Source organism: Serratia sp. BNK-23 (assembly GCF_047456145.1).
Classification (GTDB): Bacteria; Pseudomonadota; Gammaproteobacteria; order Enterobacterales; family Enterobacteriaceae; genus Serratia; species Serratia nematodiphila.
Genome location: NZ_CP179900.1, coordinates 1,049,540 through 1,064,294, shown reverse-complemented (window position 1 = coordinate 1,064,294; position 14,755 = coordinate 1,049,540). Strand labels below are relative to the sequence as shown.

General features: G+C 62.4%; 9 protein-coding genes. All 9 read right to left on the bottom strand.

Annotated features, from left to right (window positions below):
• Position 1 precedes the first annotated feature (1 nt).
• Complete coding sequence (gene ydcS / locus ACMGF9_RS05025) at positions 2-1,156, bottom strand: putative ABC transporter substrate-binding protein YdcS (protein ID WP_015378791.1); 1,155 nt, start codon at positions 1,154-1,156, stop codon at positions 2-4.
• A 73-nt stretch (positions 1,157-1,229) separates the two neighbouring features.
• A complete protein-coding gene (locus ACMGF9_RS05020) occupies positions 1,230-2,693 on the bottom strand; it encodes a gamma-aminobutyraldehyde dehydrogenase (protein WP_242141453.1) in 1,464 nt (487 codons plus the stop codon).
• A 115-nt stretch (positions 2,694-2,808) separates the two neighbouring features.
• Positions 2,809-3,732, bottom strand: coding sequence for a LysR substrate-binding domain-containing protein (locus ACMGF9_RS05015; protein WP_015378793.1), 924 nt, complete (start codon positions 3,730-3,732; stop codon positions 2,809-2,811).
• 216 nt (positions 3,733-3,948) lie between these two features.
• Positions 3,949-4,287, bottom strand: a complete 339-nt coding sequence (gene glnB / locus ACMGF9_RS05010; RefSeq protein ID WP_004847623.1) for a nitrogen regulatory protein P-II — start codon at positions 4,285-4,287, stop codon at positions 3,949-3,951.
• An 11-nt stretch (positions 4,288-4,298) separates the two neighbouring features.
• Positions 4,299-5,921 (bottom strand): NAD+ synthase, encoded by a 1,623-nt coding sequence (locus ACMGF9_RS05005; protein WP_021504519.1) that lies wholly within the window; start codon positions 5,919-5,921, stop codon positions 4,299-4,301.
• A gap of 130 nt (positions 5,922-6,051) precedes the next feature.
• Complete coding sequence (glrR, locus tag ACMGF9_RS05000; protein ID WP_004941361.1) at positions 6,052-7,392, bottom strand: two-component system response regulator GlrR; 1,341 nt, start codon at positions 7,390-7,392, stop codon at positions 6,052-6,054.
• Complete coding sequence (gene qseG / locus ACMGF9_RS04995) at positions 7,389-8,261, bottom strand: two-component system QseEF-associated lipoprotein QseG (protein WP_004941359.1); 873 nt, start codon at positions 8,259-8,261, stop codon at positions 7,389-7,391. Before qseG ends, glrR begins: the two co-directional genes overlap by 4 nt.
• Before the next feature lie 3 nt (positions 8,262-8,264).
• Positions 8,265-9,701: a sensor histidine kinase gene (locus ACMGF9_RS04990; RefSeq protein WP_004941357.1), complete on the bottom strand. Its 1,437-nt coding sequence runs from the start codon at positions 9,699-9,701 to the stop codon at positions 8,265-8,267.
• Positions 9,702-10,587: 886 nt separating this feature from the next.
• Entirely contained in the window at positions 10,588-14,478 is a 3,891-nt protein-coding gene (purL, locus tag ACMGF9_RS04985) for a phosphoribosylformylglycinamidine synthase (RefSeq protein WP_160125870.1), read from the bottom strand.
• Positions 14,479-14,755: the final 277 nt, after the last annotated feature.

Sequence of the window (14,755 nt, the reverse complement as noted above, 5' to 3'; positions counted from 1 at the left end):
CTTAGCGGCCGCCCATGATGGCGATGTAATCCTGGGTCCAGCGGCTGTACGGCACGAACTTGCCGCCCTGCGCCTGCGGCGTTTTCCAGAAGGCGATTTTGTCGAACTGGTTGAAACCGTTGGTTTCGCAACCCTTCTCACCCAGCAGCGCGCTGGCCTTGCAGCCCGCCGGTGAAGCCGGCACCGACCCGAACCAGGCCGCCACGTCGCCCTGCACCTTCGGCTCCAGCGACCAGTTCATCCACTGGTAGGCGCAGCTCGGGTGTTTGGCATCGGCATGCAGCATGGTGGTGTCCGCCCAGCCGGTCACGCCCTCTTTCGGGAACACGGTGGCGATCGGCTGCCCTTCGCCCTTCAGGGCGTTGGCCTGATACGGCCAGGCGCTGGAGGCCACCACGCCTTCGTTTTTAAAGTCGCTCATCTGCACCGAGGTATCGTGCCAGTAGCGGTGGATCAGCGCGTGCTGGCTGCGCAGCAGCTTCAGCGCCGCCTGATACTGCTCTTCGTTGAGCTGGTAAGGATCGCTGATGCCGAGCTGCGGCTGGGTGGCCTTCAGGAACAGCGCCGCGTCGGCGATGTAGATCGGGCCGTCGTAAGCCTGCACCCGCCCCTGGTTGCTCTTACCGTCCGGCAGGTTCTGCTGCTGGAAGATCACCGCCCAGCTGTCCGGCGGCGTCGGGAAGGTTTTGGTGTTGTACATCAGCAGGTTCGGTCCCCACTGGTACGGCGTGCCGTAAGTTTTGCCGTCCACGGTGTACCAGGCGCCGTTCAGCAGGCGCGGATCGATGTTCTTCCAGTTCGGGATCAGCGCGGTGTTGATCGGCTGCACCCGTTTGCCGAAGATCAGGCGCAGCGAGGCGTCGCCGGAGGCGGTCACCAGATCGTAGCCGCCCTTGGCCATCAGGCTGACCATTTCATCGGAGGTGGCGGCGGTCTTCACGTTCACCGCACAGCCGGTTTGCTTTTCAAACTGGGTGACCCAGTCGTAGTTTTTGTCGGACTGGCCGCGTTCGATGTAGCCGGGCCAGGCGATGATGTCCAGTCGGCCTTCGCCTTTGCCCAGCGCCTGCGGCAGATCGGCCGCCTGGGCCAGGCCGCACAGCACGGTGAGACAGAGCGCGGAGACGGTGGTGGTGACTGCGGTAGTTTTTCCCATCGTAATTACCCCTGTGTTGCTTATCGGTATGCGGCAGGGAACGGCTGCCGCCTGATTTTGCTTTATAGAACCGCTAGAAGCTGGCTTTGAACTTCGCCATTACGTGCCTGACAACGCTGTAATCCTGCAGCGAATCGCTGGACAGATCCTTGCCGTAGCCGGAGCGTTTCAGGCCGCCGTGCGGCATTTCGCTCGCCAAGGTGAAATGAGTGTTGATCCAGGTGCTGCCGTACTGCAGATGGGCGGCAATGTGCAGCGCCCGATCGATATTTTGCGTCCACACCGACGAGGCCAGCCCGTATTCCGAGTCGTTGGCCCACGCGACCGCCTGCTCCAGGTGTTCGAAGCGCGTGACGCTGACCACCGGGCCAAACACCTCACGCTGCACGATCTCGTCGCTTTGCAGGCAACCCGCCAGCAGGGTCGGCTGGTAGTAGAACCCCGGTCCGGAGTGCGCCGCGGCACCGGTGATCAATTCGATATGCGGTTGGCTGAGCGCCCGCTCGACAAAGCTGGCGACGCGATCGCGCTGGCGGGCACTTATCAACGGGCCGATCTCGTTGTCCTGATCGCGCTTGCGGGCGAAGCGCAGGCTGGCGACCGCTTCGCCCAGCGCGTCCACCAGTTTGGGATAGATGCCGGCCTGCGCGTAGATGCGGCAGGCGGCGGTGCAGTCCTGGCCGGCGTTGTAATAGCCATAGGTGCGAATGCCGTTGACCACCTCGTCGAGATCGGCGTCGTCGCAAACGATCACCGGCGCCTTGCCCCCCAGCTCCAGATGGGTGCGCTTGACGCTTTTAGCCGCCGCCTGGAGGATTTTTTGCCCGGTGACGATATCACCGGTGACCGACACCAGCCGCACCTGCGGGTGCCCCACCAGCTGGCTGCCGACCCCTTCACCGCCGCCATAGACAATGTTCAGCACGCCCGGCGGCAGGATCTCCTGCAGCGCTGGCACCAGCGCCAAAATGGTCAGCGGCGTATGTTCGGAGGGTTTAAACACCACGGTATTGCCCGCCGCCAACGCCGGCGCGATCTTCCACGCCGCCATCATCAGCGGATAGTTCCAGGGGGCGATCGAGGCCACCACGCCAATGGGATCGCGGCGGATCATCGAGGTGTGGCCCGGCACATACTCACCGGCCAGTTGCCCTTGCTGCGTGCGCACTGCGCCGGCGAAGAAGCGGAACACGTCGACCGCCGCCGGCAGATCGTCATTGAGCGCCTGATGCAGCGGTTTGCCGCAGTTGAGGGCCTCCAGCTGCGCCAGCTGCGGCGCCTGCCGCTCGATGGCGTCGGCGATGCGCAGCAACAGCGTGGCGCGCTGGGCCGGCGTAGTGCGCGACCAATGGCCAAACGCCTGCTGCGCGGCTTTCACCGCGCTGCCGACCTGTGCCGCAGAGGCTTCGGTCAGGGCGATCAGCGTCTCGCCGTTGGCCGGATTGACGATGCACTCCTGCTGGCCTTCGCCGTCGATAAGCTGACCGTTAATGAACTGCTGACAGGACAAACCTGAGAGAACCTGCACATCCGCCATCGCCTGACGCCCCTAAGTGACAAAAACGTTAACCAAATGTGAATAAGTTAGTTTTAATCAGCCTAAGCGAGCCTCTGGCGGGCAACAAATTCTAAATACTGAACGACGCGTTCGATTAAATCGAATGCTTAAGCCCGGCGGCATGTTTGCTGCCGTTCTCGCGCGCGATGGTGAGGAACGGCGTCACCAGCTCCGGCCGCGCGCTGCCGCGCCGCCATGCCAACCCGATATCCAGCGGCTCCAGCAGATCGTCCAGCTTGCGCGCCTCGATCATGTTGCCCTCCAGCGACCAGGCGCGGTACGCCATGTCCGGTTGGATGGAGACTCCCATCCCCGCCGCCACCAGGCTGCGCACCGCCTCGGTCGAGGCGGTCTTCATGGCGATCTCCGGCTTCAGCCCGGCGCGCGCCCAGATGCGCCGCGCGTGCACGTCCATTTCATCGGCGTTGAGCTGGATCAGCGGCTGTTTGGCCACGTCCGCCAGGCTGATGCTCTCGTGCTCCAGCAGCGGGTGCAGCGGCGGCAGCCACAGGCGATACGGCGAGTGCATCAGCACCTCGGTCTGCAGCGCGTCGCGGTCTTCGATGTTCGACAAGATCAGCACGCCGATGTCGATCTCGCCGCTGACCAGCAGATGCTCGATGTACGGGCGTTCGTCTTCAACCACCTGCACGGTGACGTTGGGATAGGCCGATTTAAAGCGCGTGAGCAGCTCCACCAGGAAGTAACCAGCCACCAGGCTGGTGACGCCGATAGTCAGCTTGCCGGTCAGGCTTTCGGTGCCGATCTGCAGGCTGCGCTTGGCGTTGTCCACCGTCGCCAGGATCAGATACGACTGGCGCAAGAATTGGTGCCCCTGATGGGTCAGCGTCATGCCCTTGGCGTGGCGATCGAACAGCCGCACGCCAATCTCGGTTTCCAGCTGCTGGATCGCCAGCGTCAGCGAAGACTGGGAGACAAACACCGCCTGGGCGCCGGCGGAGATCGACCCGGTTTCCGCCACGGCGATGAAGTGGCGGATTTGGCGTAACGTCATCATGGGGGTGATTCCTCAAGCAAAAACATTGCGTTGAGTGTAGACGTCGGCCGTGAAGCGATCGGGAAAAGTATCAAAAACGCGATAGCGTTCGCTTTTTTAGAATGCCGACAGGCAAAAATGGGGGGAACAATGAGGCGAAGAAGTGCGATGTGCGGGGGACAGAAATGACAAGGGCGCAGCATGCTGCGCCCTGATGGCCGATGATCCTGCGGAGGATCAGATCGCTTCTTCGTCCTGCTCGCCGGTACGGATGCGCACCACGCGCGCCACGTCGAAGACGAAGATTTTGCCGTCGCCGATCTTGCCGGTCTGCGCGGTTTGCATAATGGTTTCCACGCAGGTGTCGACGATGTCGTCGGCAACCACGATCTCGATCTTCACCTTAGGCAGAAAATCGACCATGTATTCGGCGCCGCGGTACAGCTCGGTGTGGCCCTTCTGGCGGCCGAAGCCTTTGACTTCGGTGACCGTCATGCCGGTGATGCCCACTTCGGCCAGCGCTTCGCGGACGTCATCCAGTTTGAACGGCTTGATAATCGCGTCGATCTTTTTCATCTTCTTTCCTTTTACCAATTTTTGCGGCCAAAACCGGATGTGATGGGGTAGCGGCGGTCTTTGCCGAAGTTACGGGCGGTGATGCGCGGCCCGACGGCGGCCTGACGCCGCTTGTATTCGTTGATGTCCACCAGGCGGATCACCTTGCGCACGATCGCTTCGTCGAACCCTTCGGCCACCAGATCGGCGACCGACTTGTCGCGCTCGACGTAGCCTTCCAGGATCGCATCCAGGATATCGTACGGCGGCAGGCTGTCCTGATCGACCTGATCCGGCGCCAGCTCGGCGGACGGCGGGCGATCGATCACCCGCTGCGGGATCACGTAGGAGACGGTGTTACGGTATTCAGACAACTTGAACACCAGCGTTTTCGGCACGTCCTTCAGCACGTCGAAACCGCCGGCCATATCGCCGTACAGCGTGGCGTAACCGACCGCCATTTCGCTCTTGTTGCCGGTGGTCAGCACGATGCTGCGGCGCTTGTTGGACAGCGCCATCAGCACCACCCCGCGGCAACGCGCCTGCAGGTTCTCTTCGGTGGTGTCGCGCTCGGTGCCGGCGAACATCGGCGACAGCTGGCCCATAAAGGCGTCGAACATCGGTTCGATGGAGACGATATCGAACTCCACGCCGAGGATTTCCGCCTCTTCCTTGGCGTCGGCGATGCTGATATCCGCGGTGTAGCGGAATGGCATCATCAGCGCCTGCACCTTGTCTTTGCCCAACGCATCCACGGCGATCGCCAGCGTCAGCGCCGAGTCGATGCCGCCGGACAGCCCCAGCACCGCGCCTTTAAAGCCATTTTTGGTCACATAGTCGCGCACCGCCAGCACCAGCGCTTGGTACACCTGCGCCAGCTGCGGCAGCTCAGCGGCCGGATCGGCCATCGGCACCACATCCAGCTCGTTGAATTCCAGGCGGGTCACTTGCTCGTCGAAGGCCGCCAGACGGTGAGTCATGGTGCCGGCGGCGTCGAAGACCTTGGAGCAGCCGTCGAAGATCAGCTCATCCTGGCCGCCGACCTGGTTGAGGTACACCAGCGGCAGCTGAGTGCGCTGGCAGTGGCCGGCCATCAGCGTTTTGCGGATATACGGTTTTTCGCGATTATACGGTGAGGCGTTGATCGACAGGATAATCTCCGCGCCGGCCGCCTTGGCGGCGTCGATCGGCTCAGGGAACCACAGATCTTCGCAGATCAGCAGCCCCAGACGGTAGCCTTTCAGCTCCACCACGCAGGTGTCGTTGCCGGCGTGGAAATAGCGCTTCTCATCGAACACGCCGTAGTTCGGCAGCTGCTGCTTGAAGTAGCGGGTCAGCAGGCGGCCTTCGGCGAACAGCGACAGCGCGTTGTACAGCTTGTCGCCTTCGCGCCACGGGTGGCCGACCAGGATCGCCGTCTCGGCGGAGGCCTGCTGCAGGCGCAGCAGCTGCGCATCGCAGCGCTGATAGAAATCATTGCGGTACAGCAGGTCTTCCGGCGGGTAGCCGGACAGCGCCAGTTCGCTGAACATGACCAGATCGGCTCCCGCCTTCTGCTGCTCCTGCACGATTTGCAACATGCGTTCGGTGTTGCCTTCAATGTCGCCGACCAGCAGGTTCAGCTGGGCCAGGGCGATGGAAAGTGATCTGCTCATTTGTGTACGATCCCGCTTAATACGTTCCATGGTGCTCTACGCCGGGGCGCGCCGCGGCAAAGAGAACGGAGTGTAAATCATTCCGCCGGATTTGTTGAGAACCTGCGTGGCAGGCGCCGGCGGGAAACTGTCATTCTTTAAAATCGTTGGCGTCCAGCTCGTGGCGCGACAGCAATTTGTAAAACTCGGTGCGGTTGCGGCCCGCCATGCGCGCGGCCTGGGTCACGTTGCCCTTGGTGATCTGCAGCAGCTTGCGCAGGTAATGCAACTCGAACTGGTTGCGCGCTTCGGCAAATGTCGGCAGCGCGGTATTTTCCCCTTCCAGCGCCTGCTCCACCAACGCTTCGCTGATCACCGGCGCAGAGGTCAGCGCCACGCACTGCTCGATGACGTTGACCAACTGACGCACGTTGCCCGGCCAGCTGGCGGTCATCAGCCGCTTCATGGCGTCGGTCGAGAAGCTGCGCACGAACGGCTTGTGCCGCTGAGCCGCTTCGCGCAACAGGTGATTGGCCAGCAGCGGGATATCTTCGGCGCGCTCGTTGAGCGCCGGGATCTTGAGGTTCACCACGTTGAGGCGGTAGTAGAGATCCTCGCGGAACTCGTTCTTCGCCATCGCCTTTTGCAGATCGCGGTGGGTGGCGGAGATGATGCGTACGTCAATGTCCAGATCGCGATTGCTGCCGAGCGGCCGCACCTTGCGTTCCTGCAGCACGCGCAGCAGCTTCACCTGCAGCGACAGCGGCATATCGCCGATCTCGTCGAGGAACAGCGTGCCGCCCGCCGCCGCCTGGAACAGCCCTTCGCGGCTGCTGACCGCGCCGGTAAAGGCGCCCTTGGCGTGGCCGAACAGTTCGGACTCCAGCAGCTGCTCCGGCAGCGCGCCGCAGTTGATGGCGATGAACGCCTTGCTGGCGCGCGGGCTGGCCGCGTGGATCGCCTGCGCCACCACCTCTTTACCGGTGCCGCTCTGGCCGTTGATCAATACGCTGACGTCGGACTGCGCCACCATTTTCACCTGCTCCAGCAGGCGCAGCATCAACGGGCTGCGGGTGACGATGTCTTCCCGCCAGGCATCGTCGCCGGCCGGGCTGGCCGACAGCGCGAGCGCCTCGTCGATGGCCTTGTACAGCGCATCGCGATCCACCGGCTTGGTGAGAAAGCTGAACACCCCCTGCTGGGTAGCGGCCACCGCATCGGGAATCGAACCGTGCGCGGTGAGAATGATCACCGGCATGCCCGGCTGATGTTTTTGGATCTCGGCGAACAGCGCCATGCCGTCCATCTCATCCATGCGCAGATCGCTGATCACCAGATCGATCTGTTCGCGCGCCAGCAGGCGCAGCGCTTCCTGGCCGCTTTCGGCGGTGGTGACGTGAAAACCTTCGCTGGTCAGGCGCATGCCCAGCAGCTTCAGCAGGCTGGGATCGTCGTCAACCAATAACAGGTTGGCCGGTTTGCGTGCGGTCATTGCGCGTGGGACTCCTTATTGGCAGGGTGCGGCGTATAGGTGTCTTCCGGTTCAACCGGCAGCGCAGTGCCCTTTTCCGGCTCGTCCTGCGGCTCAGCCCCTTTCGCGGCCGCGCCGTTTTTACCGGCGGCTTCGCCCTTTTGCGAGCCTGTGCCGTTGTCCGGTATTTCCCCTTGCAGCTGCTTGCGCGATGAGAGCTGGCGCTCGATGTCGGTCAGGTTTTCCAGCTTGCGCGAGGTGTCCTGCAGCTGCGATTGCAAGCGCGCCTGGCTCTGGCGCAGCGAATCGATCTGGCTGTCGCTGCTTTCCTGCAGATGCTGATAACGCGCTTTCTCATCGAACAGCGTGATCTGCAGCATCTGCTGCTGGCGCCACAGCTGCGTCAGTGGACGCAGCGAACCGGGAAACTCCATCCGGTAGCTGTTGATCCTGTCGATCATCTGGCGGCGTTCGCCGGAGGTCGGCTGTGCGCTCCCCAGCAGGATGCTCTGTTTGAAAACGCCGGACCAGCTGTCGCCAGGCACCGTTTTCGCCAGCGCGCGCGCCTGGGTTGAGCCGATGCGATCGGCGCAGTCCATCGCACGCAGCCAGTAGAGCGCGTTATCCAGCGCGTCCTTGTCGTCCAACTGCCACAGGGTATCGCAGGCCGCGGTGCGGTAATCGATCACCTTGGTATCCGGGATCGCTTCTTGCTGCTGAGCGCTCAGGCCGCCGCTGACCGCGCGATCGACGCAGCCCGCCAGCAACAGCGGCATAAAGAAAACGGCGCCCAACCAGCTGATCGGGCGTTTGCCGAGCGGCGCTCTGTGCGTGGCACGCGGTGAACGTTCGGTCTGCGAAAGACGAAGGCGCTTAGACCATGTGTACATTATTTATTCATTCTCGGCGGTTAACGGCAGTTCAATGCGGAAGCAGACGTCTGCACCGGCGACCGTCGCCAGTTGCAGCTCACCGCGCATGCGACGGATACAGTCCTGAGCGATGCTCAACCCCAGTCCGCTTCCTTTTACCGCCCCTTTTCGCTGGTGACTACCCTGGAAAAAAGGCTCGAAAATCATGGCTCTTTCAGCCTCGGGGATCGGCGTGCCGGTATTGGCGACGTCGATTTGCACCCGTTGTCCAACCTGACGGCTGCGGATCCAAATGTTACCGGATTCCTTGCCGTAGTGCACCGCATTGGAGTAGAGATTATCCAGCACGCGCATTAATAGCGTAGGCTCTGCCCAGCAGATTTCCGCCTCCAGCGCGATTTCGGTGGAAATCATCTTCGCCCGCGCCGGCAAACTGTGCGCGGCGACCACCAAATCGACCATCTCGCGCAGCTCGACGTTCTCGTGTTCCGCCGGGCCGTCGGCCAGTTTGCGGTTGTAATCCAGCAGTTGTTCAATCAGCTGCTGCAGGTGGCGACTGCTGTTGTCGAGGATCGCCACCACCTCTTTTTGATCGGAGGTCAGCGGCCCCGCCACTTCGTCGGCCAGCAGTTCGGTGCCTTCACGCATGCTGGCCAGCGGCGTTTTCAACTCGTGCGAGATATGGCGCAAGAACTCGTGGCGCTGCGATTCCAGCCACGCCAGCCGCTCGCTCAGCCAAATGATGCGCTGCGCCAGCGAACGCAGCTCGCGCGGCCCTTTGAACGACGCGGTGCTGCCCAGCGCGCGCCCTTCCCCCAGGCGATTGATCATCCGTTCCACGGCCTTGACCGGCCCGATGATCATGCGGGTGAACAGCACCACCAGCAGCACGCTGACCAGGAACAACAGCAGCGCCTGCCAGCCGAAGAACTGGCCGCGCTCGGCGATGGCTTGCTGCAGCTGCTGGCCGCGCGAGAACACCACCGCGCGCGTGGCCTGCACCATTTCGGCGTTGGAACGGGAGAACGATTCGAGCAGGGCCGAAGCCTCTTGGTCCGGCCCGCTGTTATGGCATTTGATCGCCGCCAGCTGGGTCAGCAACTGACGCAGCGTTTGGTAGTAGCGCTCGTCCGGCAGGATCGGCGCGTGGGCGTCCAGCATCTGCGAATACTGTTTGCGCTGGTTCTGGTACAGCTTCTGCAGCGTAGGATCGACCAGCACGCAGTACTGACGATAGCTGCGCTCCATCTCCAGCGCCACGCTGGTCATCGCCTCGCTGCGCCGCGCGTCCACCAGCGTGGTGCGGTTGATGTCCGCCGCCTGCGCGCTGAGGTGATCCAGGCTCTGGTAGGCTTGATAGGCCAGCACCAACAGCGGCAACAGCACCAACAGGAAGGCCAGCAGCACCAATTGCCGCAGCGAACGGGGGAATAAACGCCATTTTTTCAACGAAATCATCTCATTCTCTCAGCTCTGTCACGATGCTAACTGACTCGCCGGAAAGAGAAAAGCCCGGCAGGGGAGAATCCTGAACGCGCAAGGAAAAAGCCGCGGGATCGGCGAAGCGCGCCCATGGGCCTGGCCTGCCGACGGCATGCGGCCCCGGTAACATCAACCGGCGCGAAAACGAGAGTGTGGGGATAGCGTCTGCGTTCGAGGGCATAGGCAACGAAACGGGCATAGCGCAGCGTTGAGAATTGACATCGGGGCAAGAAACTTGCCCCAACGCAAGGAAAGTGTGGATGCCCTTAAACCTCGTCCCCAGGGTGATGTAGCGCAGCGGCTGGCATCGAACAGGACGAATAGCATCCGTAAGTATCCAGGATTGATGAACCCTTCATCACAGTTGGATACAGGCGGTGCCTCACTCCACGTGTCGCCCGATGCTTGATAAAGCCGCTTGCGCGGTCTGTTATCGGTTTGGTTGGACGATAGGCACCATTTCTTTGGCATCATTCGGAGGCTTATGAGGCGATTTGCCGTCTAATTACGGCGCCGTCATAAAAAGGTGAATGAGCAGCCGCCAAGAATAATGCACGTAGCGTGCCAACTTTGCAATAAAAATAATAACACAATGATTTTATTTAAAAATAAAATTACATCAGCAAATTCCCCCACCCATTACGCACTGATGAGCGATGAAAAAAACGCCGTGCTGTCGCCAAATGCAGACAACTAAAGTCAAACCTGCTTACCCACAATAAAATCAATGAGTTAAACGTCTCCATTTGGCGACAGAGAAAATAGCGCTTGTCGCAAAATGCAGACACTGCCGCCAGACGGCGAACGCCGGCCATAAAAAAGGGCGCAATTGCTTGCGCCCTCTGTACGGTGGTGGCCGTTTTTAGCCCAGCTGCTTACGGGCGTTGCGGAACATACGCATCCACGGGCTGTCCTCGCCCCACTCTTCCGGGTGCCAGGAGTTACTGACGGTGCGGAACACGCGTTCCGGGTGCGGCATCATCACCGTGGCGCGCCCGTTGGCGCTGGTCACGGCGGTGATGCCATTCGGCGAACCGTTCGGGTTAGCCGGGTAAGCTTCCGTCACCTGACCGGCGTTGTTGACGAAACGCAGCGCCACCAGACCATGGCTTTCCAGCGCCGCCAGATGCGCCGCATCGCGCACTTCGACGTGCCCTTCACCGTGGGAAACAGCGATCGGCATGCGCGAACCGGTCATGCCCTGCAGGAACAGCGACGGGCTGGCCGCCACTTCCACCAGGCTGAAGCGCGCCTCGAAGCGATCCGACAGGTTGCGCACGAAGCGCGGCCAGTGTTCGGCCCCCGGGATCAGCTCACGCAGGTTGGACATCATCTGGCAGCCGTTGCATACGCCCAGCGCCAGCGTCTGCGGACGGTGGAAGAACGCTTCAAACTCGTCGCGCACCCGCTCGTTGAACAGGATAGACTTCGCCCAGCCTTCACCGGCGCCCAGGACGTCGCCGTAAGAGAAGCCGCCGCAGGCCACCAGCGTGTGGAAGTCCTGCAGATCGCGGCGCCCGGCCAGCAGATCGCTCATGTGCACGTCCACGGCGTCAAAGCCGGCGCGGTGGAACGCCGCCGCCATTTCAACGTGGGAGTTCACCCCCTGCTCGCGCAACACCGCCACTTTCGGGCGAGCGCCCTTGGCGATGTACGGCGCGGCGATGTCTTCCTCGGGTGCAAAGGTCAGCTTCACGTTCAGGCCGGGATCTTGTTCATCCTGCTTGGCCTGATGTTCCTGATCGGCGCACGCCGGGTTGTCGCGCAGGCGCTGCATCTGCCAGGTGGTTTCCGCCCACCAGGTGCGCAGCGTATTGCGGCTTTCACTGTACAACGCCTTGCCATGTTGGTTGATGACGAAACGATCGCCGGCCTGCGCGCTGCCGATCTGATGCACGTTGTCGGTCAAACCGTGCTGCGCGAACGCCTGCTTCACTTCGTCGAGACGTTCGGCGCTCACCTGGATCACCGCGCCCAGCTCTTCGTTGAACAGCACCGCCAGCGCATCGTCGTCGAGGCCATCGAGGTTAACCTCTACGCCGCAGTGACCGGCGAAGGCCATCTCCGCCAGCGTCACCAGCAGGCCGCCGTCGGCGCGGTCGTGATAAGCCAGCAGCGCGCGATCGGCCACCAACTGCTGCATGGCGTTGAAGAAGCCCGCCAGTTGCGCGACATCGCGCACATCGGCCGGTTTGTCGCCCAGTTGGCGATAAACCTGCGCCAGCGCGGTAGCGCCCAGCGCGTTATGGCCGTTGCCCAGATCGATCAACAGCAGCGCGCTGTCGCCCTTATCGGTGCGCAATTGCGGCGTCACGGTGTCGCGCACGTCTTCCACACGGGCAAAGGCGGTGATGACCAGCGACAGCGGCGAGGTCATTTCGCGCTGTTCGTCGCCTTCCTGCCAGCGGGTTTTCATCGACATGGAGTCTTTGCCCACCGGGATGGTGATGCCCAGCGCCGGGCACAGCTCTTCGCCCACCGCTTTCACCGCTTCGTACAGGCCGGCGTCTTCACCCGGGTGGCCGGCGGCGGCCATCCAGTTGGCGGACAGCTTCACGCGCTTCAGGCTGCCGATTTCCGTGGCAGCCAGGTTGGTCAGCGCTTCCCCGACCGCCAGGCGGCCGGAAGCGGCGAAGTCCAGCAGCGCCACCGGCGCGCGTTCGCCGATCGACATCGCCTCGCCGTAATAGCTGTCCAGGCTGGCGGTGGTGACCGCGCAGTCGGCCACCGGGATCTGCCACGGGCCGACCATTTGGTCACGCGCCACCATGCCGGTGACGGTGCGGTCGCCGATGGTGATCAGGAAGGTTTTCTCCGCGACGGCCGGCAGATGCAGCACGCGCTTCACCGCGTCGGCCAGCGTGATGTCCCCACGCTGCACCGCCTGGCCCTGCGCCTGCAGACGGGTGACATCGCGGGTCATCTTCGGCGTTTTGCCGAGCAGCACGTCCAGCGGCATGTCGATCGGTTGGTTGTCGAAGTGGCGGTCGTTCAGCGTCAGGTGCTGTTCTTCGGTCGCTTCACCGATCACCGCATAAGGCGCGCGCTCGCGGCGGCAGATCTCGTCGAACTGCGCCATCTGCGCCGGGGCGATCGCCATCACGTAACGTTCCTGCGATTCGTTGCACCACACTTCCAGCGGGCTCATGCCCGGCTCGTCGTTGAGGATATCGCGCAGCTCGAAGCGCCCACCGCGGCCGCCGTCGCTCACCAGCTCCGGCATGGCGTTGGACAGGCCGCCGGCGCCGACGTCATGGATAAACAGGATCGGGTTCTGGTCGCCCAGCTGCCAGCAGCGGTCGATCACTTCCTGACAGCGGCGTTCCATTTCCGGGTTGTCGCGCTGCACCGAAGCGAAGTCCAGATCGGCATCGGACTGGCCGGACGCCATCGAGGACGCCGCGCCGCCGCCCAGGCCGATATTCATCGCCGGGCCGCCCAGCACCACCAGCTTGGCGCCGACGGTGATTTCCCCTTTCTGCACGTGATCGGCGCGGATGTTGCCGATGCCGCCCGCCAGCATGATCGGTTTGTGGTAGCCGCGCAGCTCGACGCCGTTATGGCTGTTGACGCGCTCTTCATAGGTGCGGAAGTAGCCCAGCAGCGCCGGGCGACCGAATTCGTTGTTGAACGCCGCGCCGCCCAGCGGGCCTTCGGTCATGATGTCCAGTGCGGTGACGATGCGTTCCGGCTTGCCGAAGTCCTGCTCCCACGGCTGTTCAAAGCCGGGAATGCGCAGGTTGGACACCGAGAAGCCCACCAGGCCGGCCTTCGGCTTGGCGCCGCGGCCGGTGGCGCCCTCGTCGCGGATCTCGCCGCCGGAGCCGGTCGCGGCGCCCGGCCACGGCGAAATCGCCGTCGGGTGGTTGTGAGTTTCCACCTTCATCAGGATGTGCGCGTCTTCCTGATGGTAATCGTACGTGCCGTTCTCCGGCGCGGCGAAGAAGCGGCCGACCTGCGAACCTTCCATCACGGCGGCGTTGTCTTTATACGCCGACAGCACGTAGTCCGGCGTCTGCTCGTAGGTATTCTTGATCATTTTGAACAGCGACTTGGGCTGCTGCTCGCCGTCGATGATCCAGTCGGCGTTGAAAATCTTGTGGCGGCAGTGCTCGGAGTTAGCCTGCGCGAACATATAAAGTTCGATATCCGTCGGGTTGCGCCCCAAACCGGTAAAGGCATTCAGCAGGTAGTCGATCTCATCCTGCGCCAGCGCCAGGCCGAGCCGAACGTTGGCCTGCTCCAGCGCGGCGCGCCCTGCGCCCAGCACGTCGACCGACTGATACGGCGCCGGCTGATGGTGCGCGAACAGCTGTTCGGCCTGTTGCAGCTCGCTGAAGACGGTTTCCATCATGCGGTCGTGCAGCAGCGCAGCGAGCTGCCGCCACTGGGCTTCCGTCAGCTCGGGCGCCTTGACGTAGAACGCCAGACCGCGCTCCAGCCGCAGCACCTGTTGCAGACCGCAGTTGTGGGCGATGTCGGTGGCTTTGGAAGACCAGGGAGAAATGGTGCCCGGACGCGGCGTAACCAGCAGCAGCCGGCCTTCAGGGGCGTGTTCGGCGAGAGAAGGACCGTACTTGAGCAGACGCTGAAGCTTGGCGTGTTCTTCGGCACTTAGCGGTGCGCTGACATCGGCAAAGTGGACGTACTCGGCGTAGATATCACTGACGGGCAGGTGAGCGTCCTGGCAGCGGGACAGCAGTTTGGTAATGCGAAAAGCCGATAAAGCGGGCGAACCACGCAGAATTTCCATAATCAAAGTTCTCTCGTCTTCGAAGCGAAGGATAAGACGCTTCATTGGGCGCAACAGGGGAAAACGCGCGTCATTATAGAGAATCCTCGGCGCCGACGAAACCGTTTGCGTAGGGATTATTGATAAAAGCGTGCCGCACCGTCGAATTGTCATAACGTGTCAATAAAGTTGCACACTGGCGTTTTGTTGCGCAAAATGCCCCCCGCACTGGTGATTTAACCATGAGAAAAGTCGCGGTTGTCGTCGCCGGCGTACCTGTGCCACCACTGGATAACTA